The sequence below is a fragment of the Streptomyces sp. AK08-02 genome (assembly GCF_033795085.1).
In the GTDB taxonomy this organism is placed as follows: Bacteria; Actinomycetota; Actinomycetes; order Streptomycetales; family Streptomycetaceae; genus Streptomyces; species Streptomyces echiniscabiei.
In genome coordinates, this window is sequence record NZ_JARAZV010000016.1 from 41,221 (window position 1) to 64,591 (window position 23,371).

At 69.5% G+C, this 23,371-nt stretch carries 20 protein-coding genes and 1 pseudogene; 15 read left to right on the top strand and 6 right to left on the bottom strand.

From position 1 onward, the window contains the following. Positions 1-45: 45 nt before the first annotated feature. The 4 genes and pseudogenes from leuE to PV734_RS31190 all read left to right on the top strand — a co-directional run. Positions 46-600: pseudogene (leuE, locus tag PV734_RS31175) on the top strand (leucine efflux protein LeuE); the annotation flags it as partial. Positions 601-609: 9 nt separating this feature from the next. Continuing rightward, positions 610-798: a TetR/AcrR family transcriptional regulator C-terminal domain-containing protein gene (locus PV734_RS31180; protein ID WP_415924301.1), complete on the top strand. Its 189-nt coding sequence runs from the start codon at positions 610-612 to the stop codon at positions 796-798. 124 nt (positions 799-922) lie between these two features. Beyond that, complete coding sequence (locus tag PV734_RS31185) at positions 923-1,909, top strand: glycosyltransferase family 2 protein (RefSeq protein WP_319092383.1); 987 nt, start codon at positions 923-925, stop codon at positions 1,907-1,909. Beyond that, positions 1,906-3,255, top strand: a complete 1,350-nt coding sequence (locus tag PV734_RS31190) for a polysialyltransferase family glycosyltransferase (RefSeq protein WP_319092382.1) — start codon at positions 1,906-1,908, stop codon at positions 3,253-3,255. Before PV734_RS31185 ends, PV734_RS31190 begins: the two co-directional genes overlap by 4 nt. A 102-nt stretch (positions 3,256-3,357) precedes the next feature. On the opposite strand, the gene PV734_RS31195 is transcribed toward PV734_RS31190, so the two are convergent. The 3 genes from PV734_RS31195 to PV734_RS31205 form a co-directional block, all read right to left on the bottom strand. Beyond that, positions 3,358-4,557: an acyltransferase gene (locus PV734_RS31195; protein ID WP_319092381.1), complete on the bottom strand. Its 1,200-nt coding sequence runs from the start codon at positions 4,555-4,557 to the stop codon at positions 3,358-3,360. Positions 4,558-4,801: 244 nt separating this feature from the next. Further along, positions 4,802-6,196: an alpha-2,8-polysialyltransferase family protein gene (locus tag PV734_RS31200; protein WP_319293018.1), complete on the bottom strand. Its 1,395-nt coding sequence runs from the start codon at positions 6,194-6,196 to the stop codon at positions 4,802-4,804. After that, the gene (locus PV734_RS31205; protein ID WP_319092379.1) at positions 6,196-7,182 is read right to left on the bottom strand and encodes a glycosyltransferase family 2 protein; all 987 of its coding nucleotides are present in this window, start codon (positions 7,180-7,182) and stop codon (positions 6,196-6,198) included. Before PV734_RS31205 ends, PV734_RS31200 begins: the two co-directional genes overlap by 1 nt. Positions 7,183-7,380: 198 nt before the next feature. Here PV734_RS31205 and PV734_RS31210 point away from each other — a divergent pair, with 198 nt between their 5' ends. The 4 genes from PV734_RS31210 (at position 7,381) to PV734_RS31225 (ending at position 12,351) form a co-directional block, all read left to right on the top strand. Further along, positions 7,381-8,697, top strand: a complete 1,317-nt coding sequence (locus PV734_RS31210; RefSeq protein ID WP_319092378.1) for a DUF6716 putative glycosyltransferase — start codon at positions 7,381-7,383, stop codon at positions 8,695-8,697. Between the two features lie 50 nt (positions 8,698-8,747). Next, a complete protein-coding gene (locus PV734_RS31215; RefSeq protein ID WP_319092377.1) occupies positions 8,748-10,067 on the top strand; it encodes an acylneuraminate cytidylyltransferase in 1,320 nt (439 codons plus the stop codon). Between the two features lie 12 nt (positions 10,068-10,079). Then, positions 10,080-11,015 carry an N-acetylneuraminate synthase family protein gene (locus tag PV734_RS31220; protein WP_319092376.1) on the top strand — a complete coding sequence of 312 codons (936 nt, stop codon included), beginning with the start codon at positions 10,080-10,082 and terminating at the stop codon, positions 11,013-11,015. A 97-nt stretch (positions 11,016-11,112) separates the two neighbouring features. Then, positions 11,113-12,351, top strand: coding sequence for a hypothetical protein (locus tag PV734_RS31225; protein ID WP_319092375.1), 1,239 nt, complete (start codon positions 11,113-11,115; stop codon positions 12,349-12,351). 50 nt (positions 12,352-12,401) lie between these two features. Here PV734_RS31225 and PV734_RS31230 read toward each other — a convergent pair whose 3' ends face one another. Continuing rightward, positions 12,402-12,788, bottom strand: coding sequence for a VOC family protein (locus PV734_RS31230; protein WP_319293020.1), 387 nt, complete (start codon positions 12,786-12,788; stop codon positions 12,402-12,404). A 29-nt stretch (positions 12,789-12,817) separates the two neighbouring features. Beyond that, positions 12,818-13,522 carry a class I SAM-dependent methyltransferase gene (locus PV734_RS31235; RefSeq protein WP_319092373.1) on the bottom strand — a complete coding sequence of 235 codons (705 nt, stop codon included), beginning with the start codon at positions 13,520-13,522 and terminating at the stop codon, positions 12,818-12,820. Between the two features lie 314 nt (positions 13,523-13,836). On the opposite strand from PV734_RS31235, the gene PV734_RS31240 reads away from it, so the two are divergent. Continuing rightward, positions 13,837-15,087: an amidohydrolase gene (locus tag PV734_RS31240; protein WP_319293215.1), complete on the top strand. Its 1,251-nt coding sequence runs from the start codon at positions 13,837-13,839 to the stop codon at positions 15,085-15,087. Positions 15,088-15,181: 94 nt separating this feature from the next. Here PV734_RS31240 and PV734_RS31245 read toward each other — a convergent pair whose 3' ends face one another. Then, positions 15,182-15,892 carry a DUF6445 family protein gene (locus PV734_RS31245; protein WP_319092372.1) on the bottom strand — a complete coding sequence of 237 codons (711 nt, stop codon included), beginning with the start codon at positions 15,890-15,892 and terminating at the stop codon, positions 15,182-15,184. A 439-nt stretch (positions 15,893-16,331) separates the two neighbouring features. On the opposite strand from PV734_RS31245, the gene PV734_RS31250 reads away from it, so the two are divergent. The 6 genes from PV734_RS31250 (at position 16,332) to PV734_RS31275 (ending at position 23,323) form a co-directional block, all read left to right on the top strand. Then, positions 16,332-17,393, top strand: a complete 1,062-nt coding sequence (locus tag PV734_RS31250) for a BMP family ABC transporter substrate-binding protein (protein ID WP_319092371.1) — start codon at positions 16,332-16,334, stop codon at positions 17,391-17,393. 201 nt (positions 17,394-17,594) lie between these two features. Continuing rightward, the gene (locus PV734_RS31255) at positions 17,595-19,121 is read left to right on the top strand and encodes an ABC transporter ATP-binding protein (protein ID WP_319092605.1); all 1,527 of its coding nucleotides are present in this window, start codon (positions 17,595-17,597) and stop codon (positions 19,119-19,121) included. Next, positions 19,118-20,245, top strand: coding sequence for an ABC transporter permease (locus PV734_RS31260; RefSeq protein ID WP_319092370.1), 1,128 nt, complete (start codon positions 19,118-19,120; stop codon positions 20,243-20,245). The genes PV734_RS31255 and PV734_RS31260 overlap by 4 nt, the downstream gene beginning before the upstream one ends. Beyond that, entirely contained in the window at positions 20,245-21,531 is a 1,287-nt protein-coding gene (locus PV734_RS31265) for an ABC transporter permease (RefSeq protein ID WP_319092369.1), read from the top strand. Before PV734_RS31260 ends, PV734_RS31265 begins: the two co-directional genes overlap by 1 nt. Then, positions 21,528-21,920, top strand: coding sequence for a cytidine deaminase (locus tag PV734_RS31270; RefSeq protein ID WP_319092368.1), 393 nt, complete (start codon positions 21,528-21,530; stop codon positions 21,918-21,920). The genes PV734_RS31265 and PV734_RS31270 overlap by 4 nt, the downstream gene beginning before the upstream one ends. Before the next feature lie 119 nt (positions 21,921-22,039). Beyond that, positions 22,040-23,323 carry a thymidine phosphorylase gene (locus PV734_RS31275; protein WP_319293217.1) on the top strand — a complete coding sequence of 428 codons (1,284 nt, stop codon included), beginning with the start codon at positions 22,040-22,042 and terminating at the stop codon, positions 23,321-23,323. Positions 23,324-23,371: the final 48 nt, after the last annotated feature.

Here is a 23,371-nt window from a genome sequence, read left to right on the forward strand (position 1 = left end):
AGTGTCGTACCCCCGTGCGACACTCCCCCCGTGCTCGGCATAACCGCCGCCCGTCGGGGCGTCCGCGTCGGATACACGGCCGCAGCGGGCGTCTGGTGCGGGGACACCGTGCTGATGACCCTCTCGGCGGCCGGGGTGGCCTCGCTGCTCCAGACGAACGCCCTGCTCTTCGGGATCGTGAAATTCGCGGGCGCCGGCTATCTGATGTGGCTCGCGATCGGCATGCTGCGCGCCGCCTGGGGCATGTGGCGCACGCGGCGGGACGAGGCCGAGGCCCAGGAAGCGCCTGCCGGTGCCGACGAGCGGCCCTATCGCCGTGCCCTCGTCATCAGCCTCTTCAACCCGAAGGCGATCCTCTTCTTCGTCGCCTTCTTCGTGCAGTTCGTCGACCCCGGATACGCCTACCCGGCCGTCTCCTTCGTCGTCCTCGGCGCCTTCGCCCAGCTCGCCAGCTTCCTCTGTCTCACCGTGCTGATATTCGGCGGGACCAGGCTGGCCGCCGCCTTCCGGCGCCGTCGGCGACTGTCGGCGGCGGCGACCTCGGCGGCGGGTGCGCTGTTCATCGGCTTCGCCGTGAAACTGTCGCTGGCCGGCTCCTAGCCGAACGGCATACCCGGCGAGCGCTGGGAGGGGCACGACGTCGAGGAGCGCCCCCGGAGGATGGCAGACTTTCCCCTGTCGGCCGCGGCCGGCACCGAGGTCTTCCAGAACTACGACCGACAGTTCGAGGAAGGGCTGGAGCTGGTGCTCGCAGGAATCGGGACGACGTACGCGATGACGTACGGCAATTCGTCGTGATGCGCTGGGAGTTCGGCCCGGTCCTCATCCATCGAGCACCGTCCGGTCACGTTCGAGTTGACACGCGGTGCCGAATACCTCTTACTGTCGCGGAATCTGCAGCTGAGAGAGCCCAGGTGTGCGCGTGACCAATCGTCCCCCGATACTGTCCGTTATCGTCCCTTGTTACAACATCGAGACCTACGTCTCGGACACAGTGACGAGTCTCGTCAACAACGACCAGGACGACTTCGAGTTCATCTTCATCGAGGACCGCTCGACGAAGGACAAGACCTACGAGGCGTTGCTGGAGCTGACGAAGCGGCTGAAGCACGGCAGGGTGATCCAGCACGAGCAGAACGGTGGCCTCGCCACCGCCCGCAACACCGGCATCGACGCGGCCGAAGGCACCTACCTCACCTTCCTCGACGGTGACGACTGGCTGGCCCCGGGCTATCTCAAGGACCTCGTGGACGTCATCCAGCGCCACGACGTCGACTTCGTACGCACCGACCACGTCCAGGTCAACGGCATCGAGCGGGCCGTCCACCGGGCCCCCGAGGGCCGGCGGAACATCCCGCTCGACCCGCGCACCTCGATCCTCCCGGTCGACGACACCACGATGGTCGACTACCCCTACGCCTGGGCCGGCGTCTACCACCGCCGCCTCCTCGACAAGGGCATGCTGCGCTTCCACGACGGCCTCAAGACCGCCGAGGACCGCCCCTGGATCTGGGACCTGCACCGCAGGGCCGACTCCTACGTGGCCGCCAGCCTGCGCGGCGTCTTCTACCGCCGGGGGGTCACCACCTCGCTCACCCAGATCGGCGACGTCCGCCAGCTGGACTTCTTCCGGTCCTTCGACCTCGTACTCGCCGAACTGGCGAACGACCCCGAGGTCGGGCTGCTGCGCAAGAAGGCGCTGCGCAACTACTGCGTCGTCATCGCGCACCAGCTCCTCCAGCGCAGCCGGTTCGACCGGCCCACCGCCGCCAAGCTGCGGCAGATGAGCGCCGACGCCCTGAACAAGATGTCCGAGGACGAGCTGCAGGCCGCCCTCATCGGGATGGGCGAGCAGCGTGTACACCTGCTGCGGCGCGTGCGCGGCGGTATGAAGGGAATCGCGGCATGATCCAGATCTTCTTCTCGGCGACGCAGTACGCCGCGGCGACCGTAACGGCCGCGATCCGCGCCGGGCTCTTCGGCCCGCGCGAGGACCACCGCCGCATCCTGGTCGTCAGCAACACGGCCGCCATCCCTGAGGTGGGCACCCCCCTCGACCGGATGTCCGGCTTCGAGAAGCTGCGGCCCGAGTTCGACGAGGTGCGCTCGTGGAACGAGTTCATCTCCCCGCACCACCCGGCCGGCTGGTCCCCCCGCGCGCAGGACGCCATCATGTGGGAGAAGGCCGTACGCCTGGCCTGGGACCTCGGTGACGAGCCCGTCGAGATCGCCTGCGAGTCGATCCAGGCGAACCCCTCCCGGGCGGTCGCCGAGATCTTCGCCGACAGCCCGATCCACGTGTACGCGGACGGCCTGATGAGCTACGGCCCCACCCGCAACCGCGTCCCGCACGGCATGAGCAGCCGCATCGCCCGTGTGCTGCACCTCGACCTCATACCGGGCCTTCGGCCCCTGCTCCTCGCCGAGTACGGCGTGGAACCGGTGCCGATCCCCAACGAGCCGATCGTCGGCGTGCTCAACGAGATCGGGGAGCAGGGCGCCGACATCCTGGCCGCCCGCATCCCGGTCGAGAACCGTCCGACGGCCGTGCTCCTCGGCCAGTACCTGTCCGCCATCAACCTCATCACCCAGGAGGAAGAGGAGGAGCTGCACGTCCGGATGCTCCGGGCCGCCGCGAAGGCCGGCCACACGGCCGTCCTGTTCAAGCCGCACCCGAGCGCCCCGGCCGCGTACTCCACGTCCCTGCAGAGCGCCGCCACGGAGCTCGGCGTGCACCTGAGCGTGCTGAACGAACCGGTGCTCGCCGAGACGGTGTTCGCGTACCTGAAGCCGCAGCTCGTCATCGGTTGCTTCTCCACCGCGCTGATGACCGCCGCGACCTTCTACGGCATCCCGGTCGCCCGGGTCGGCACGGACTCGCTCCTCGACGCCATCACGCCGTACGAGAACAGCAACCGCATCCCGCTCACCATCATCGACGCGGCTCTGCCCGACGCCGAACGCGACCTCGCGTCCGCCATCGGCACCCCGTCCGACGACCCCGGGCTCGTCGAGCGGCTGTCGCCGCTGGTGAAGGCGGTCGGGTACTGCATGCAGTCCCGTAAGCACCCGCAGCTGCGCGAAGAGGTCGCCGCCTGGCTGTCGGTCCACCTGTCGGAGAACGCCCACTACTTCAAGCGCCGCCGCCTGACCAGCCTCCGCCTCCCCGGCGGCAGCACGGTCCGCGCGGAGACGCTGCGGCGCAACCCGACGGTCCGCAAGGTCGTGAAGAGGGTCAGGGCCGCACGGTCCTGACGGAACAGGCACACGGAACAGGCACGAGGAACGTGAGAAGGACCCGGGGTCGGATTCCGACCCCGGGTCCTTCTCACGTTCGCGATCTCGGCAGGGGCGCCGCTACGCCCGCTTCAGCTTCTCGCCCAGCTGCTTCGACTGAAGTGTCATCGTCCGCTTCAACCGGGAGCCGAACGGCTTCTCGATGAACCTGTGCATCAGATAGGCCAGCGTCAGCAGGCACGCCACCGACGCGAGGATCGTCAGGTACGGGTCGAGACCCCAGCCGCGGTGCAGGACGCGGATGAAGAACCAGCCCAGGTGCTCGTGGATCAGGTAGAAGGGGTACGTCAGCGCGCCCGCGAGCGTCAGCCAGTTCCAGTTCGCCCAGCTCGTCCAGCCCAGCGCCACCACCGCGACGGACGCGAAGGCGATCAGCACGATGGCCTGGATGACGAACGGGTTGCGGACGAAGTCGCCCTGCGCGCCCGGGTGCCACAGCGCCGTCACCGAGTAGCGCTGGCCCAGCAGGAACGACATACCGACGATGCCCCACAGGAGCATGTCGCTGCCGTACCGGTGGATCAGGTAGAGGGCCAGGCCGCCGATGAAGAAGGGGGCGTGGTCGCGGAAGGTCAGTTCGGAGATCAGCGGGTTGTCCGCGACCCGGGCGAAGGCGCCGGCCAGGGTCCACAGGATGCAGAAGGTCACCACCCGGCGGTAGGTGACGCCCTTCCAGACTACGAACAGGGCGAACAGCACGTAGAACTTGAGCTCCACCCACAGCGTCCAGCACACGCCCAGGACGCGCGGCACGCCCAGCGGCTGCTGCATCATCGTGAGGTTGACCAGGAACTCGTCGCCGCGCACATGGTGAACGACCACCGGCATCAGGAACGAGGCGGCGGTCACCATGACGATCGCGACCCAGTACGCCGGGTAGAGACGGGCGATGCGCGAGCGGAAGAAGTCGCCCAGCGTCTTGCCCCAGCTGCTCATGCAGATCACGAAGCCACTGATGATGAAGAAGAACTGCACCCCGAGGCTGCCGTAGGTGGCGAACCGGGACAGGGTCGGGAACATCACACCGGGCGACTGGTGCCAGGACTCGGCGACCTGGCCGTTCTTACCGGCGAAGTGGTACATGCAGACCATCAGCGCGGCCAGCAGCCGCAGCCCGTCCAGCGCCTTCAGCCGACTGGCCGGGCGGCGGGGCTTGGCTCCCTCGGCGGAGGGCGGCACGGCCGGTTCGGCACTCCCCGACCGCGGGCCCGGCGGCGGGGCCGGTAGCGGAGGGGCCATGGTCTGGTCGGCCGCGGTCATCGAGTGGCCTTTCGCAGCGGGAACTCGGAACGAGGAGAAGCTGGCTCAGCGACGGCAGCCAGGAGAGCCAGGAGCAACCCAAAGAGGTAGCACAGAACTCTCACGGATGAACAACCGGTCAGCTCATTGACGTACGACGGACGCGGATGGATGCACGCGGACGCCAACGCGTCGCCACCCGTCCGTATACGAACGAACCGGGGGACGACGCGTTTGGCAGATTAGATCTCCGCGGTGCCCGTTGTCACCGCTTCACCGTTTTGCTCAGCGCCCGCGCCCGGCGCGCGATCCTGCGCACGGTCGCGTTGCGCGGGATGAACGACAGCTGGGACGGCAGGGCGCCGGGCAGCGCCAGTGAGGTCAGACGGCGGCGCTTGAAGTAGCGCCAGGTCTGCTCGGTGAGGTGCTTGGAGAGGTAGCTCTCCGCCTCCGGGCGCAGCCGCGAGTAGATCCGGGGCTGCATACAGAAGCCGATCGCCTTGAGAAGCCCGGCCAGGTTCTTTCCGACCTGCTTGTCCGACGGCATCGACCACTTCTTGACGGCCTTGGCGTCCGCGAGGTCCGGCAGCAGCATGTCCACGATGGTCAGGGGCACGCGGTTGCTGTTCTGGTACGGCGTGATCTTCTCCAGCACGGTGTCCGTGCCGACCCGGGCGACCGGGATGCCGTACAGGCCGGCCGCCGTGAACAGGCCGGTCGAGAAGCAGCCGACGACCAGCGCGGGGCGCAGCCGCTGGAAGAGGACCTCGGCGAGCACGGGCCGGTCCAGGACGGTGAGTTCGGCGCCGAGCTTCTTCGCCTCCGTCTCCAGGGACCGCGACCAGGCCGTGGGCGCGGTCGGGTGCGGCTTGAAGAGGAGCGAGAGGTGCCCGGCCTTCACCGCGCCGCGCACCATGCGCAGATGCAGTTCCTCCTCCTCGTGCGGGGTGAGGATGCCGAGCGCGGAGAGGTACTGGCCGAGGAGCAGCGCGGGCTGTCCCTTCGGGGGAGCCGCCCAGGTCTCCGTCTCGTCCGCGGCCTCGGCGAGTTCGCCCAGCACCTTCAGGAACGCCTCGGACGGCACGAGTTCGGCGGGCACGCCGAACTCGGTGAGCAGCAGCGGGGTGAGGCCCGGGACGAGGTCGAGGTGGAGCAGGCGCCCGATACGGGTCCCGACCAGCGCGTCGATCTTGTCGCGCGTGGGGCCGTAACTTATGAGGCCGTCCGCATAGACGTCGACGGGGGCGCCGGTGAACAGCTGGCACAGCGCGAGGGCCGGGTTGACCTGCACGGACTCGACGGCCAGCTCGATGTTGTCGTCACCGAGGTTCCACAGCAGCCGCAGATGCCGCTCCCACAGGGGGACGTCGTCGGCGCGCGGGCCCCAGCCGCTGGGGTGGAACGGGGCGATCGTCTCGTTCCACGACAGGACCTCGTCGAACCGCCCGCTCACCCGGTCGAAGCCGGACATCGCGTCGACCCCGGGCGTGATCTCGGGGTTGGCGGCGTTGTTGGTGATCAGCAGCAGCCTTCGGTCGGCCGGTCCGAAGAGGCCGGCGTCGAGGGCGGCGGCCAGCGTCGCGGCGCCGTAGAGCGTCGACGCACAGAAGATCTGAGTGGTACGGGCCTTGCCGCTGACGGTCTGAGGACTGGCGGACATCAGACGGACACCGTCCCGGCGGACGCGGAGACGGGCCTGCGCCGTACCTTCCGCAGTCGGTTGGCCCGCTGGACGTCCATCGAGTCGATGGCCTCCGCGAGGACGTCCTGCGGCATCCGCTTCAGCGCGGCGGCGCTCAGCGAGCGCAGTTTTCGGGCCACGGCCGGTTCGAACCTCTCGATCGCTCCGAGATGATGAGCCATGATCGCGCAGTAGGTGCGCACAGCTTTCGGCAGCAGCCTATCCGCCTCGGGGTCCCGGGCCGTCTCCTCGATGACCTGGTCGAAGGCCCGGATGAAGTCGAGTTGGCGAACATCACCGATTTGGGTGAGCGAGGAGGCGACGCCACGCCGGTAGAAGACGCCGAGCAGCCCCACGGCGGCGAACGACTCGGCCTCCCGGTGCAGCTTCCAGATCCACGGCCGGTCCTCCGCCGTACGCAGCCCGTCGGTGAAGTGCAGGATGCCGCGGTCGACGAGCCGGCGGTGGTAGATGCCTGCCCAGGCGTAGGCGTAGTCGACGGAGGTGGTGCGGTCGGTGGGCAGGATCGCGTCCCGCGGCGACATCACGACCCCGCGCCGGCCGTGCGGGACCCGATGGATCGCGCGTGCCCGACCGGTGCACTGGACATGGTCCGTACGAACGAAATCGCAGCCCAACTCCTCAATAGCGGCGAGAAGTTGGGGGAAATAGTCGGGAGCGAGCCAGTCGTCGCCGTCGAGGAACGTGAGGTATTCGCCACGCGCTTTGTCGATACCGGTGTTGCGGGCGGTGGCCAGGCCTCCGTTCTTCTCGTGGCTGACCAGCACGGCGCCCGGCAGCTCGCGCTCTGCGCGCGCGAGGATGTCCGGAGTCTCGTCGCGCGAACAGTCGTCGACGAGGATGAACTCGAAGTCCTCGCGCGCGTTGGCACGCAGGCTCTTCAGAGTGTCGGGCGCGTATTGCTGCACGTTGTAGAACGGCACGATGACGGAGAGCTTGACCACGAGTCCGAGGTTAGAGCCTCTCCGGTGGTCTCACTTTACCCGGGGTTTGATGTCGGGTGAACTACATGTGTCCGACCGGTGAATCAAGGGGGTTTCTGCACGTTTGACGTCTTGATTCAAGCCGACGCGACCCTTTGTTAACCCTTTGTTGCCCCCGGATTCGGCGGAAGCCCCCCATGTCGGCTTAAGGTCTTGGGCGTGCCAGCCAGTACCACGAGCCCCATGAGGGTCGCCGTCCTCGCCGATTCCGACACTCGGTGGAAATGGGGTGCGCTCACAGCCAGCCGTATTTCTCCTGATAATTCCGACATTCATCTTGACGGCTACCTCCTCAGAGGCAGGGCCACCCCCACCGCCCGCCAGCTCCAGGAGGTCGGCGTCAAGGCGGACTCGCTGCGCGAGGTGACCGCCCTGGAGTTCCTGCGGGCCATGGACCAGGAGGAGCCGTACGACATCCTCGTGCTCGCCCTGGTCGGCGGTGGCGTCCAGGCGATGCTGCACGGCCTGGCACAGGTGTGGGACGACACGGCCCTGCGCCCCGTCGTCGTCACCGGCTATGTCGGGGTCGTGTACGAAAAGCTCGCCGACGGCCTCCTGCTGCGCCACGGCGCCGATCTGGTCCTCGCGAACTCCCGCCAGGACGCCGACCGTTTCAGGGCCGTGTACGACGGAGTGGGCGCCGATTCGTCCTCTGTGACCGAGATCGCACTCCCGTTCCTGGGTGGCGCGACTTACACAGGTGAGCATGGTCACCCCTACACGGTGGTGTTCGCCGCTCAGCCCTCCGTCCCGGAGAGCCGCAAGGACCGTACGTATCTCCTCGACCGGCTCGTGCAGCACGCGAAGCTGCACCCCGAGCGCGAGGTGCTTCTCAAGCTGCGCTCCAAGCCCGGCGAGCACACCACGCACATCGAGGAACTGCCCTACCAGAAACTGGCCCAGCGCGCCGACCTTCCGCCGAACTTCAAGCTCGTCTACGGGCACATGGGCGAGGTCCTGGACCGCACGGACCTGCTGGTCACCATCAGCTCCACGGCCGCCCTGGAGTCCCTGCACCGCAGCATCCCGACCGTCGTGCTGAGCGACCTGGGAGTGCGCGAGGCACTCGGCAACCACCACTTCGTGGGCAGCGGCTGCCTCGCCTCCTGGGAGCAGCTCGACGCCGGTCACCAGCCTGTTCCTGATGAGTCGTGGGTGGCCCGCCAAGGGGTCGCCGCGGATGGCTCGTACGAGACGGCCTTCGACGCCGCACGCGACAGGATCGACCGACTTCTGGGATCCTCGAAGCTTCCGCCCCTGGCCCCGTACTACACACCGATGACGGCTCCCGGATATTTGCCGGGTATTCTCGCTCGGCACCACCTCGGCCCCGACGGCGTTCCGCTGCCCGGGGCGCCGGCCGCCGACAAGGAGCCGGGAGCGGTGCGGCAGATCGTGCGTCGCGCGGCCCGCGGCGCCTACCGGCACGGCGTGCAGCGCGTCGCGCCCGTGATCCGGCGGATGGGGGAGCTGTGACCCATCGGATCCCCCGTCAGACACGCGAAGAGCGTCAAGGAGTGCAGGCAATGTCCAACCCGGCGTCCAACCCGGAAGCGGGCCGAGCGACCGCGCGGCCCCGCGTGCTCGCAGTGATCCCCGCCAGAGGGGGCTCCAAGGGCGTGCCCGCGAAGAACCTGCTGCCTGTCGGCGGGGTCCCGCTGGTCGCCCGCGCGGTGCGCGAGTGCCTCGCGGCCAAGCTGGTCACGGACGTCGTCGTCTCCACCGACGACCAGGCGATCGCCGCCGCCGCCCGCCAGGCCGGTGCCGAGGTCGTGCTGCGCCCCGCCGCCATCGCCGGTGACACCGCGACCTCCGAGGCCGCCGTCCTGCACGCCATGGACGCCCACGAGACGCTGCACGGCGCCAAGGTCGACGTGGTCCTGCTCGTGCAGTGCACCAGCCCGTTCATCATCCGCGAGGACGTCGACGGCGTCGTCAACGCGGTCGTGCACAACGGCGCCGACAGCGCGCTGACCGTCGCGCCCTTCCACGGCTTCATCTGGCGCGACGCCGCCGACGACCCGCAGCCGGTGCCCGGCGAGCACACGGCCGCCGAGGGCGGCACGGGCTCCGTGGCCACCGAGACGGTCACCGTCGGCGGTGGTGGCTATGGCGTGAATCACGACAAGTCCTTCCGGCCCCGCCGCCAGGACCGACCCCAGGACCTCCTGGAGACCGGCGCCGTCTACGCCATGGACGCGACGGGTTTCCGCCAGTCGAAGCACCGTTTCTTCGGTCACACCGAACCCGTGCGCACCGACCCGGCCCGCGTGCTGGAGATCGACGACCCGCACGACCTCGCCCGCGCCCGGGCCCTCGCGACGCTCTTCGACGCGGAACGCCCCGGCGCCCTCCCGACCGCCGACGACATCGACGCGGTCGTACTCGACTTCGACGGCACCCAGACAGACGACAGGGTGCTGATCGACTCCGAAGGACGGGAGTTCGTCTCCGTGCACCGCGGTGACGGCCTCGGAATCGCAGCGTTGCGCAAGAGCAGCCTCAAGTTGCTGATCCTGTCCTCGGAACAGAACCCGGTCGTCGCCGCCCGCGCACGGAAGCTACAGCTGCCCGTGCTGCACGGCATCGACCGGAAAGACCTCGCGCTGAAGCAGTGGTGCGAGGAGCAGGGCATCGCGCCGGAGCGCGTGCTCTACGTCGGAAACGACGTCAACGACCTCCCGTGCTTCGCCCTTGTGGGCTGGCCCGTGGCGGTCGCAAGCGCCCACGACGTTGTGCGCGGCGCCGCACGCGCGGTCACCACCGTTCCCGGCGGCGACGGCGCGATCCGAGAGATCGCCAGCTGGATCCTCGGCCCCTCTCTCGACCCCCTCAACAAGAAGTAAGGAACCCCCAGAATGACCTCCACCCGCTTGCGCTCGTTCGGTTCGAAGACCGCCGGCCCCGGCCAGCCCGTCTACATCGTCGGCGAGATCGGCATCAACCACAACGGTGACCTTGAGAACGCCTTCAAGCTGATCGACGTGGCCGCCGAAGCCGGCTGCGACGCGGTCAAGTTCCAGAAGCGCACCCCGGAGATCTGCACCCCGCGCGACCAGTGGGACATCGAGCGCGACACCCCCTGGGGCCGCATGACCTACATCGACTACCGCCACCGCGTGGAGTTCGGTGAGGACGACTACCGCAAGATCGACGAGCACGCCAAGAAGCGCGGCATCGACTGGTTCGCCTCCCCGTGGGACACCGAGGCCGTCGCGTTCCTGGAGAAGTTCGACGTCCCGGCCCACAAGGTCGCCTCCGCGTCCCTCACGGACGACGAGCTGCTCGTCGCCCTGCGCGCGACCGGCCGTACGGTCATCCTGTCGACGGGTATGTCCACCCCGAAGCAGATCCGTCACGCCGTCGAGGTGCTGGGCAGCGACAACATCCTGCTCTGCCACGCCACCTCGACGTACCCGGCGAAGGCCGAGGAGCTCAACCTCCGCGTGATCAACACGCTGGAGAAGGAGTACCCGAACGTCCCGATCGGCTACTCCGGCCACGAGACGGGCCTGCAGACCACGCTGGCCGCGGTCGCCCTCGGTGCCACCTTCGTCGAGCGTCACATCACCCTCGACCGCGCGATGTGGGGCTCCGACCAGGCCGCCTCCGTCGAGCCGCAGGGCCTCGTCCGCCTCGTCCGTGACATCCGCACCATCTCCGAGTCCCTCGGCGACGGCGTCAAGAAGGTCTACGAGTCCGAGATCGGCCCGATGAAGAAGCTCCGTCGCGTCACCGGCGTCATCGCCGACGCCGAGGTCGCGGCTGCCGCGGGCGAGCCCGTCACCGCCTGATCCACACCACTCAGCGGCTTCACCGGCGCCAGCCGGTGACCACTCCGTCCACGCGGATTCCCCAGTCCGTACTCACGGAAGCGACGGTCGTACGTCGATGAGCCCACGCGCCGGTACCACCGGCCCCCACACTCTCGCCTTCGTCGAGAGCCCGGTCCAGCTCCTGAACGTGCTGGAATGGGCGCACGTGCACGCGCACGCGCCCAACCCGGAGGGGGCCGGCGGTCCGGCGTCGGTCGTTTCCGCCCGCGCCGGTTCCACCCGCAAAGGCGGCAAGGTCCCCGGACAGGCGTCGCGTCGCTGGCGCAGGGGTCAGAACCGGCCGACGATCCACCGGGAACCCGCCGGAGGCGGACTGACCCTGGTCGTCCTCTCCCCGGTCGACCCGATGACCCGTGGCCAGCTGCGCCGCATGGCAGAGCTCGCCCGCGAGGAGGGCCACGAGGTCCGCTGGGAGGACGCGCGGGCCGGTACGTCGGCGCCCTTCCGCACGATCGGCGGCCTCGCCCCCCTGTTGCGCAGGACGCGGCGGATCGTGATGGGGGACCCGTTCTCCCGCTACGTACAGGTGCTTCTCAACATCACCAAGGCCCGTGACCTCGTCGTCGTCGACGACGGCACGGCGACCATGGAGTTCGTCTCCCAACTCGCCCGCGGTGAGCGCCTGGTGCGCTGGCACCGCAAGGCACAGCGTCCCGGAGCACGGGACCTGCTGTTCATCCCGGTGTCGTCGAAGGCCCGCCGCCGGCTGACCCCGGGTGGCAGGCGCCGGGTCGAGATCTTCTCCTCGATGCCGATCGAGGACACCCCCGCGGGCGTCGAGGTCACGTACAACGACTTCGCCTGGACCCGTTCCCGCTTCGGCCCCCCGCACATCTCCGAGGGCGCGGACATGGTCGGTACGTCGCTCGTGGAGACCGGAGTGGTCGACGCCGACCGCTACCGCGACGCGGTCCGCGCCCTGGCCGAGGCCCACGGCGTGACGCGCTACTTCGCCCACCGCCGCGAGAGCGCCGAGAAACTTCACGACCTGGCGGCCTGCACGGGCCTGGAGGTGGTCCGCCCGGACCTCCCCCTCGAACTGATCGCCCGCCGCGGCCCCATCGGCCGTACGATCCTCAGCTTCCCCTCGACGGTCGTCCACACCCTGCCGCTGGCCCTGGCGGGCACGGACGTGAAGGTCGCCGTCTGCGACATCGACCCGGCCTGGCTGACCGCGAACGCGTCACCGCGCGCCCAGGGCTTCCTGTCGGGCGTCACCGGCTCGGCCCGGGACGTGCAGCGCGTGTCGACGGACTCGGGCCGCCCGGCGAAGGAAGCGAAGGCGACGGGCTGACGCCCGCCCCCGCACCCGCCCCCTCGTCCCACCTCGCTCCTTGAGGGTCCTCAGGCGCCCTCCACCACGCAGAACTCGTTGCCCTCCGGGTCCAGCAGGACGAGATGGCCCTCGTACCGAGCCAGGAGCGTCGCGCCCAGCGCCGTGAGCCGGGCGACCTCGGTGGCGAGGTCGGGGGCCGAAAGATCCAGGTGAAGCCGGTTCTTGACGCGCTTCGGCTCCGGGACGAGCTGGACCCACAGCCGGGGCCCGCCGTCCCGCGGCTCCAGAAGAACCGTCGGGTCGTCCTCCGGGCCGTCGATCCCCAGCCCGCGCAGCCGGGCGAGTTCCGCCTCGTCGTACGGGGCGACGGCGTACCCGTCGAGCGCGGCGGCCCAGAAGCGGGCCAGTGAGGCGGGGTGGGCAGAGTCGATGATGATGTCGCGGAGACGAGCCATCAGCCCATGATGCGGGCCACCCGTCGCGGCTACTCCGGCTTGCGTGCCAGCAGATACGCGCGCAGCCGGGTCTCCCCCTCGTACGGCTCGCGCACCGTTTGCGCGTGCAGAGTCAGGCCCGCCCTGGTCAGGAGTCCGGCGACCGTGTCCGGGGTGCGGAACCAGTAGTCCAGCGACATCTCGTGGCCGAAGCGTTCCGTGAGGTGGAGGTGGCCGGTGTCGGGGCCCGTCTGGAAGCCGAGCAGGACATGGCCGCCGGGGGCCAGGACGCGGTGGAACTCCGCGAACACCGTGGGCAGCGCGGCGTCCGGGATGTGGATGATCGAGTAGAGGGCCAGGATGCCGCCCAGGGTCTCGTCCGGGAGGTCCAGCGATGTCATCGACCCGACGTGGAACCGGAGCCCCGGGTGGGCCTGTCGGGCCAGCGCCACCATGCGCGGGGACAGGTCCACGCCGAACACCGGTACGCCGAGGGCGTGCAGTCTCGCGGAGACGTGCCCGGGGCCCGAGCCGATGTCCGCGACGGGTGCGGAGCCCTGGGCCCGCACCAGCTCGGCGAAGGCGGCGAGAAGGGCGCGGTCCAGCGGAAGGTCCGCCAGATGGTCGGCGTATCGCTCTGTGTAGTCGGTGGCCATGGCGTCGTACGACGCGCGGGTGGCGTGGAGGAAGTCCGGCGGGTCCGGTACGGCGGTCTGTATGAGGTCCGTCACGGACGACTGGTTCGGGGCGGTCACGGGGGTGCACGTTACCCGGGGGCGGAGCGCGGGAAGGCGCGTTCACGTGCCCGACGGCGAGTGGGGGCCAGTGTTCATGCCCGTGACCGTGGCCGTTTCGGTACGTGGACAGTTCCGTCGACGCGGTGTACGGCGTGGCATCGTGGGCGGGGGTAGACAGAAGTGGCTGCCGGGAAAGACCGGCGAGTTTACCCATCCCAGTTCGCGAGTATGCCTCCGGCGGTCAGTTTTTCTCCCCTCACAGGTTGAAATTTTGTTGATCGTGGGTCATTCGACCGCCCGGGCGTCCTACCCTTCAGAGGGTGAACCACATGATGTCCCGAGAGTCCGAGGCCGATCTGCCCGGGGAAGCCGCGCTTCCCGGCACGCTGCCGGAGGGATTGCGCGCCGAGCTCGTCGCGTTCCGACGCGACATGCACATGCACCCGGAGCTCGGAAACCAGGAGTTCCGCACCACCGCCGCGATCAGGACACGGCTTGAGAAGGCCGGCCTCCAGCCGCGCGTGCTCGCCACCGGCACCGGGCTCATCTGTGACATCGGCGACATCGGCGTAGGCCCCGAGGGACAGGACAACGGCACTCCTGTGCCCGTCCTCGCCCTGCGCGCCGACATCGACGCCCTCCCCATCCCGGACACGAAGAGTGACTGCGCGTATCGCTCCACCGTGCCCGACCGCGCCCACGCCTGCGGCCACGACGTGCACACCACCGTCGTGCTCGGCGCCGGGCTCGTCCTCGCCGAACTGCACCGGCAGGGCCTGCTGCCGAGGCCGGTGCGGCTGATCTTCCAGCCCGCCGAGGAGGTGCTGCCCGGCGGCGCCGCCGACGCGATCGAGTGCGGCGCGCTCGACGGGGTCGGCCGGATCATCGCCGTGCACTGCGACCCGAGGGTCGACGCCGGGCGGATCGGGCTGCGGCACGGGCCGATCACCTCCGCCTGCGACCGGCTGGAGATCTCGCTCGACGGCGCCGGCGGCCACACCGCGCGCCCCCACCTCACCACCGACCTCGTCACCGCCGCCGCCCGGGTCGCCACCGACGTCCCCGCGCTCGTGTCCCGGCGCGTCGACGCCCGCAGCGGGCTCTCCGTGACCTGGGGCCGGATCGAGTCGGGCCACGCCTGCAACGTGATCCCGCAGCACGCCGAGCTGTCCGGGACCGTCCGCTGCCTCGACCTCGACACCTGGCACCAGGCCCCCGACCTCGTCCACGCGGCCGTCGACGAGATCGCCAACCTGTACCGGGCCAAGTCCGAGATCACCTATGTACGCGGCGTGCCGCCCGTCGTCAACGACGCGGACGTCACCGAGCTGCTGCGCGACGCGATGACCGCCCGGCGCGGCACCCACTCCGTCGAGGACACCGCCCAGAGCCTCGGCGGCGAGGACTTCTCCTGGTACCTGGAGCACGTGCCCGGCGCGATGGCCCGCCTCGGCGTGCGCAGGCCGGGCGAGCGCGGGGTGCGCGATCTGCACCAGGGCGACTTCGACGCCGACGAGCACGCGATCACGGTCGGCGTGGAACTGTTCACCGCCGCCGCGCTGCTCGACGCGCGGGAGCGGTAGCAGGCGGGAGCGGTAGAAGCAGGAAGAGCGGCAGCCCCGGTCCGAGCGACCGGGGCTGCCGTCGTACTGAGGGGGCGCGGATGTCGGAGAGGGCTCACGCCATCCAGAAGAACACCGCCGTCATCCGCTTCTCCTCCAGCGTCGTTCCGCAGTAACCGGTCGCGCTGTGCACGAGGTTGGCGTTGTAGAGGAGCAGACGGTTGTACCTGTGCGGGACGCGTACGTCCTCCTCGAAGGCGTCCGGGGCCACGAACCGGGTGCCCAGCGCCTCGACGAGGTTGTTGTGCGGGGCCTGGACCGTGTTGCCGCCGAGCCGCCCGCCGGGCAGGGACTGGCGGAAGAAGCTGGTGCCGCAGTCCTTGGGGACGCCCGGGTTGAGGTAGAGCACGGCCGCGTACCGGCACAGCGCCCGTGAGTCCGTGTGCGGGCGGGGCGTGCTCTCCCCCTCGCCGACCACCTGGACGCAGTTGTGGTTGAGGGTGCCGCCGCCGGGAGCCTTCTGCACCCAGAGTTCCTTCGCGCCGGTCGCCTGCCGCACCAGCCGCTCGATCCGCCCCAGCTCGGCCGGTTCGAGACCCGGCATGGCCCGCAGCCCGGGCCAGCTCTCCGAGGTGTAGGGGTGGCCCTTCGTCCAGTCGTCCTTGGCGAGACACCGCTCGCGCACGGCGTCCACACCGGGCAGGGCGTCGTCCAGGACCCAGTAGTCGCGGCCCTTGGTGGGCTTGCGGTAGGGCAGCACCGGGAGGGTGGGGTGGGCGGGGCGGGTGGCGGCGGCCCAGGGGGGAGGCGGTGGCTGTGGGGGCATGGGTCAGAACGTAGGACGGGCCCAGTTTTGCCTTTGTCTGGACGCGGTCAATTTTCGCCCGGCTTCGGTCAATCTTCGGTCAGTGGGCCAGTATGCGATCACGGTCGGCGTGGCGATGTCCATGGTCGCGGCGCTGATCGACGCGGCGGACCGCCGAAACGGGTGGCGGCGCCTTCGGGGGGCACTCCGTCGATTGGCGCAACATGGTTGTAAGCCAATCGTGCGCCTACGGAAACCATCGTCCGCGAAGCCGTAAGAGCACGAGTTCAGACGGCGTTTGCCTCGAATCGATAACGGCTACCGCGAGGGTTATTTTCTGACATCTACGCGCGTTACGATGCCGCGAAGCCGACGCCGCTGGGGCGTCCGGGCCCGAGCACTGGCATGGTGCTCACACGAAGCGCCGACATGGCGCTCAGGTCAGGTGAAGGAGCCTCCCGTGCGCCGGGTAGCCAAGCTTTCTGCTGCGTGTATCGCAACCGCAGCTCTCGCAATGACTGCCACAGCCTGTGGCAGCACCTCCTCTGAGAACGACAGCCCGTCCTCCTCGTCGTCGGACAGCGGCAAGGGCAGCCTCAAGATCGGCCTCGCCTACGACATCGGCGGCCGTGGTGACCGCTCCTTCAACGACTCCGCCGCGCGCGGCGCGGACAAGGCCGAGAAGGAGTTCAACGGCTCCATCAAGGAACTGACCGCCAAGAGCTCCGACACCGAGGCCGACCGCGAGCAGCGCCTGACCGACCTGGCCAGCGCGGGTTACAACCCGATCGTCGCCGTCGGCTTCTCCTACGCCACCTCGGTCGACAAGGTCGCCGCGAAGTTCCCGAAGGTCAGCTTCGGCCTCATCGACGCGGTCGCGACCGCCAAGAACGTCGACAGCATCACCTTCACCGAGGAGCAGGGTTCCTACCTGGCCGGTGTCGCCGCGGCGCTGAAGACCAAGAAGGACCACGTCGGCTTCATCGGCGGTGTGGACACCCCGCTGATCAAGAAGTTCGAGGCGGGCTACGTCCAGGGCGTCAAGGACACCAACCCGAAGGTCAAGGTCGACGTCCAGTACCTGACCCACGGCTCGGACTTCTCAGGTTTCGCCAGCCCCGACAAGGGCAAGGAGGCCGCGTCCGGCCAGCTCGACGGCGGCGCCGACGTGATCTACTCCGCGGCCGGCTCCTCCGGCAACGGCGCGATCGAGGCCGTCTCCGGCGTCAAGGGCGCCTGGGCCATCGGCGTGGACTCGGACCAGTACAACATCGAGGGTCTGAGCAAGTACAAGGAGTCGATCCTCACCTCGATGGTCAAGAACGTCGACGTCGGCGTCTACGACTTCATCAAGTCCGTCAAGGACGGCAAGCCGCTCACCGGCAACCAGGTCTACTCCCTCGCCAAGGGCGGTGTCGGCCTGGCCACCAGCGGTGGCTTCATCGACGACATCCAGGCCAAGCTGGACGCCGCGAAGGCGAAGATCGTCGACGGCACCATCAAGGTCAAGACCACCGTCTGACCTGACGGTTCCCGCGGGAACCCCGGCTCGGCGAGACGGCGCACCTCAACCCTCTCGCCGAGCCATAACAATGTGTCAACTCTACGCGTGTAGCATCGAGTTGCCGCGCTAGCGTCGCCGACGCCTGGCCTCCCCTATGCAGCCCCTTTCCCCCGAGGAGAGTGCGCCATCAACGCGTCCAGCCCTCCCGCTGCCGTCGAACTGCGCGGCATCACCAAGCGATTCCCCGGCGTCGTCGCCAACAAGGACATCGACATCACCGTCCGCACCGGGACCGTGCACGCCCTGTGCGGTGAGAACGGTGCCGGCAAGTCCACCCTGATGAAGATCCTCTACGGCATGCAGCAGCCGGACGAGGGCACCATCACGGTGAACGGCGAGACGGTCACCTTCAGTAACCCCGCCGACGCCATCGCCCGCGGCATCGGCATGGTGCACCAGCACTTCATGCTGGCCGACAACCTCACCGTCCTCGAGAACGTCGTCCTCGGCGCGGAGAAGCTGTACGGCATCAGCGGGAAGGCCCGCGCGAAGATCAAGGAGGTCTCCGACGCCTACGGCCTGAACGTCCGCCCGGACGTCCTGCTGGAGGAACTCGGCGTCGCCGACCGCCAGCGGGTGGAGATCCTCAAGGTCCTCTACCGCGGCGCCAAGACCCTCATCCTCGACGAGCCCACCGCCGTCCTCGTGCCGCAGGAGGTCGACGCCCTCTTCGACAACCTGCGCGGCATGAAGGCCGAGGGCCTCACCGTCATCTTCATCTCCCACAAGCTGGGCGAAGTCCTGTCCGTGGCCGACGAGATCACCGTCATCCGCCGCGGCACCACCGTCGGCACGGTCGAGCCGGCCGGCACCACCACCAAGCAGCTCGCCGAGCTGATGGTCGGCAGCGAACTGCCCACGCCGGAGACCGAGGAGTCGACGGTCACCGACGTCGCGCTGCTGAAGCTGGACGGACTGCGCCTGGCCCAGACCGACCTGGACGGCGTCGAGCGCGTCATCCTCGACGACATCACCTTCACCATCCACAGGGGCGAGGTCCTCGGCATCGCCGGCGTGGAGGGCAACGGCCAGTCGGAACTGGTCGAGGCGATCATGGGCATCCGCGACCCGGACGCCGGCGTCATCACCCTCGACGACACCGACATCTCGCACGTCCCCACCCGTCGCCGCCGCGAGGCCGGCGTCGGCTACATCCCCGAGGACCGCCACCGCCACGGCCTGCTCCTGGAAGCCCCGCTGTGGGAGAACCGCATCCTCGGCCACGTCAGCGAGAAGCCCAACTCCCGCGGCCAGCTCCTCGACATCAAGGGCGCCCGCACCGACACCGAGCGCATCATCGAGGCGTACGACGTCCGCACCCCCGGTATCGACGTCACCGCCGCCTCCCTCTCCGGCGGCAACCAGCAGAAGCTGATCGTCGGCCGCGAGATGAGCCACGCGCCCAAGCTGCTCATCGCCGCCCACCCCACGCGCGGTGTGGACGTCGGCGCGCAGGCCGCGATCTGGGACCACATCCGGGAGGCCCGCCGCGAGGGCCTGGCCGTGTTGCTGATCTCCGCCGACCTGGACGAGCTGATCGGGCTCTCCGACACGCTGCGGGTGATGTACCGCGGACGTCTGGTCGCCGACGCCGACCCCGCCACGATCACCCCCGAGGAGCTGGGCTCCGCCATGACGGGTGCGGCCACCGGCCACCTGGAGCACGCAGAGGACGACGCCCGATGAAGAAGCTGATCCAACGCATCGACAGGGAGCGGCTGCTCCTCGGCCTCGCGGCGCCGCTGCTCGCGATCGTCGCGGCGCTCGTCGTCACCACCCTCGTGATCCTCGCCACCGGCAAGAACCCGGGCGCCGCGTTCAGCGACATGCTGACCTACGGCACCGCCAGCGACAGCCAGGTCTACATCCTCAACAAGGCGACGACGTACTACCTGGCGGGCGTCTCGGTGGCCGTCGGCTTCCGGATGAACCTGTTCAACATCGGCGTCGACGGCCAGTACCGGATCGCCGCGTTCGTCGCCGCCGTCCTCGGCGGCGCGCTGACCACGCCGGGCTGGATCTCCATCCCGCTGATCATCCTGTGCGCGATGGCGACCGGCGCCCTGTGGGCGGCCATCGCGGGCATCCTCAAGGTGACCCGAGGGGTCAGCGAGGTCATCTCGACGATCATGCTCAACTCGATCGCCACCGCGATCATCGCCTACCTGCTCCAGCCCGGAAAGCTCGCCGAACTCCAGGCCGGCGGCACGGTCGTCTCCACCACGCCGCTGCCCTCGTCCTCGTACTTCTTCCAGATCGACACCGGCGCGGCCGGCGAGCTGTGGGGCTTCATCGTCATCGCCGTGCTCGTCGGGGTGGCGTACTGGTTCGTCCTCGGCCGCACCCGGTTCGGCTTCGACCTGCGCACCGTCGGCCAGTCCGAGTCGGCCGCCGCCGCGAGCGGTGTGTCCGTGAAGAAGATGATCGCCACCAGCATGGTCATCTCGGGCGCGGTGGCCGGTCTCATCGGCATGCCGACCCTGCTCAACGACAGCCACCAGTTCAGCAACGACTTCCCCGTGGGCATCGGCTTCACCGGCATCGCCATCGCGCTGCTCGGCCGCAACAACCCGGTGGGCATCGCGCTGGGCGCGCTGCTGTGGGGCTTCCTGGAGCGCACCACCAACCACCTTGAGTTCGAGGGCTACGACAAGGAGATCCTCGGCGTCATCCAGGGCGTCATCGTCCTGTGCGTCGTCATCGCCTACGAGCTCGTACGCCGCTACGGCCTGAAGCGCCAGCAGCAGCGGGTCGGCGCCGAACTCGCCGCCCAGGCCGCGGCCCCGACCCAGAAGCAGGAGGTGGCGTGATGACTGCCACGATGACCGACACACCGCCGCCCGCGGCACCCAAGGCGGCCGGCGCCGCCCCCCGTTCGGGCCGTTCGGTCGGCCAGATCCTGATGATCGTCGCCGGCGCGCTGCTCCTCGTCGCCGCGGTCCGGGTCATCTCCGGCTCCGACCAGCTCACCTCCGAGGGCCAGGTCTCCGCCGCGCTCAGCCTCGCCGTGCCGATCGGGCTCGCGGGCCTCGCCGGTCTGTGGTCCGAGCGGTCCGGTGTGGTCAACATCGGCCTCGAAGGCATGATGATCCTCGGCACCTTCGGCGCCGGCTGGATCGGCTGGCAGTCCAACCCCTGGCTCGGTCTGCTGTGCGGCATCGGCTTCGGAGTCATCGGCGGGCTGGTGCACGCGGTCGCGACCGTCACCTTCGGCGTCGACCACATCGTCTCCGGTGTCGCGATCAACCTGCTCGCACTGGGCACCACCCAGTACCTCGCCAAGCTCTTCTTCACCGAGGGCAAGGCCGCCGACGCGGGCGCCAACCCCAAGCAGTCCCCGCCCGTGGACTCGCTGCCCAGCTTCGACGTACCGGGTCTGTCGAGCGGACTGCACTCCATCGAGAACCACCACTGGTTCCTGATCTCCGACATCGCCGGCATCGTCGGCGGTCTGGTCACCGACCTGTCCGTGGTGACGGTCCTGGTGATCGCGCTGTTCGTCGGCAGCTGGTGGCTGCTGTGGCGCACCCCGTTCGGGCTGCGTCTGCGCTCCTGCGGCGAGAACCCGATCGCCGCGGAGTCCCTCGGCGTCAACGTCTACAAGTACAAGTACATGGCCGTGGCCGTCTCCGGCGGTCTCGCCGGCCTCGGCGGCGCCTTCCTGGCGCTGGTCACCTCGCACACCTACCTGGAGGGCCAGACCGGCGGACGCGGCTACATCGGTCTCGCCGCCATGATCTTCGGCAACTGGCGGCCCGGCGGTCTCGCCATGGGCGCCGGCCTGTTCGGCTACTCCGACGCACTGCAGCTGCGCAACGGCGGCGACACCGTCCACGCGCTGCTCCTGCTGCTGTTCGTGCTGCTCATCGCGATGGCCGGCTGGAAGCTGTACAAGAAGGCACTCGTCCAGGGCGCGGTCAGCGCCGTCGTGGCCGTGGCGGTCCTGGTCTGGTACCTGACCACCGACGAGGTCCCGAGCGACTTCGTCGGCGCCACCCCGTACGTCGTCACGCTGCTGGTGCTGTCGCTGTCCGCACAGCGACTGCGCATGCCCAAGGCGGACGGCATGCGCTACCGGAAGGGGCAGGGCAAGTGACGGGCGTCGACTGGGGCGCGCTCCGGGCGGCGGCGCGGGGCGCGATGTCCCGGGCGTACGCCCCGTACTCCGGCTACCCGGTCGGTGTGGCGGCCCTGGTCGACGACGGCCGTACGATCACCGGCTGCAACGTCGAGAACGCCTCCTACGGCATCGGCCTGTGCGCGGAGTGCGGTCTGGTCTCGGAGCTGCAGAACACCGGCGGCGGCCGGCTCACGCACTTCACGTGTGTGGACGGCAAGGGCGACGTCCTCGTCCCGTGCGGCCGCTGCCGGCAGCTGCTGTACGAGTTCGGGGGCGCGGGCCTGCTGCTTGAGACCCCGGCGGGCGTGCTGCCCCTCTCGGAGATGCTGCCCCAGGCCTTCGGCCCGGACCATCTCACCAAGTAACTCCCGTACGGCCCCCCGAAGTCGGTCGCGTACCTGCTGCGGGGGGCCGCACATTTCCGCAGAACGACCGGTTCTCAGAGCGACTGGAACCACAGGAAGGAAGCAGAGCCATGACGACCCTGTCGATGGATGTCATCTCCGTCATCCGCACCAAGCGGGACCGCGGCGAACTCAGTGACGAGCAGATCGACTGGGTCATCGACGCGTACACGCGCGGCGCGGTCGCCGACGAGCAGATGTCCGCGCTCGCCATGGCGATCCTGCTGAACGGTATGAACCGCCGCGAGATCGCCCGCTGGACGGCGGCGATGATCGCGTCCGGCGAGCGCATGAACTTCGACGCCCTGTCCCGTCCGACGGCCGACAAGCACTCCACGGGCGGCGTCGGCGACAAGATCACCCTCCCGCTGGCCCCCCTGGTCGCGGCCTGCGGCGCCGCCGTACCGCAGCTCTCGGGCCGCGGCCTCGGCCACACGGGCGGCACCCTGGACAAGCTGGAGTCGATCCCCGGCTGGCGGGCGCTGCTCTCCAACGAGGAGATGCTGCACGTCCTGGACACCACCGGCGCGGTGATCTGCGCGGCCGGTGACGGCCTGGCCCCCGCCGACAAGAAGCTGTACGCGCTGCGCGACGTCACCGGCACGGTCGAGGCGATCCCGCTGATCGCCTCCTCGATCATGTCGAAGAAGATCGCGGAGGGCACGGGCTCCCTGGTCCTGGACGTGAAGGTCGGCACCGGCGCCTTCATGAAGACCATCGAGGACGCGCGGGAACTGGCGTCCACGATGGTGGGCCTGGGCACGGACCACGGGGTGCGGACGGTCGCGCTGCTGACCGACATGTCGACCCCGCTCGGCCTGACGGCCGGCAACGCGCTGGAGGTACGGGAGTCGGTAGAGGTCCTCGCGGGCGGCGGCCCCGCCGACGTGGTCGAGCTGACGCTCGCCCTGGCCCGCGAGATGCTCGACGCGGCCGGCGTGAAGGACGCGGACCCGGCGAAGGCGCTGGCGGACGGCTCCGCGATGGACGTGTGGCGCCGGATGATCGCGGCCCAGGGCGGCGACCCGGACGCCCCGCTGCCCACGTCGAGGGAACAGCACGTCATCAAGGCCCCGTCCTCGGGCGTCCTGACCCGCCTGGACGCGTACGGCGTCGGCGTCGCCGCCTGGCGGCTCGGCGCGGGGCGTGCGCGCAAGGAGGACCCGGTGCAGGCGGGCGCGGGCGTCGAGCTCCACGCCAAGCCGGGCGACACGGTCACGGCCGGCCAGCCCCTGCTGACCCTCCACACGGACACCCCGGAGCGCTTCGAGTACGCGCTCCAGGCGGTCGAGGGGTCCTACGACATCGGCGCGACGGGCACGGCCTTCACGGCGGCGCCGGTGGTGCTGGAGCGGATCGCGTAAGCCGGTGCCGGTGGGGCCGGGACGGGGACGGGCGTCCCCTCCCGGCCC

Excerpts from the sequence above, each read along its gene's own strand:
- PV734_RS31190 (WP_319092382.1), top strand. The coding sequence starts at position 1,906 with ATGATCCAGATCTTCTTCTCGGCGACGCAGTACGCCGCGGCGACCGTA.
- PV734_RS31195 (WP_319092381.1), bottom strand. The coding sequence starts at position 4,557 with ATGACCGCGGCCGACCAGACCATGGCCCCTCCGCTACCGGCCCCGCCG.
- PV734_RS31200 (WP_319293018.1), bottom strand. The coding sequence starts at position 6,196 with ATGTCCGCCAGTCCTCAGACCGTCAGCGGCAAGGCCCGTACCACTCAG.
- PV734_RS31215 (WP_319092377.1), top strand. The coding sequence starts at position 8,748 with ATGTCCAACCCGGCGTCCAACCCGGAAGCGGGCCGAGCGACCGCGCGG.
- PV734_RS31220 (WP_319092376.1), top strand. The coding sequence starts at position 10,080 with ATGACCTCCACCCGCTTGCGCTCGTTCGGTTCGAAGACCGCCGGCCCC.
- PV734_RS31225 (WP_319092375.1), top strand. The coding sequence starts at position 11,113 with ATGAGCCCACGCGCCGGTACCACCGGCCCCCACACTCTCGCCTTCGTC.
- PV734_RS31230 (WP_319293020.1), bottom strand. The coding sequence starts at position 12,788 with ATGGCTCGTCTCCGCGACATCATCATCGACTCTGCCCACCCCGCCTCA.
- PV734_RS31240 (WP_319293215.1), top strand. The coding sequence starts at position 13,837 with ATGTCCCGAGAGTCCGAGGCCGATCTGCCCGGGGAAGCCGCGCTTCCC.
- PV734_RS31245 (WP_319092372.1), bottom strand. The coding sequence starts at position 15,892 with ATGCCCCCACAGCCACCGCCTCCCCCCTGGGCCGCCGCCACCCGCCCC.
- PV734_RS31260 (WP_319092370.1), top strand. The coding sequence starts at position 19,118 with ATGAAGAAGCTGATCCAACGCATCGACAGGGAGCGGCTGCTCCTCGGC.
- PV734_RS31265 (WP_319092369.1), top strand. The coding sequence starts at position 20,245 with ATGACTGCCACGATGACCGACACACCGCCGCCCGCGGCACCCAAGGCG.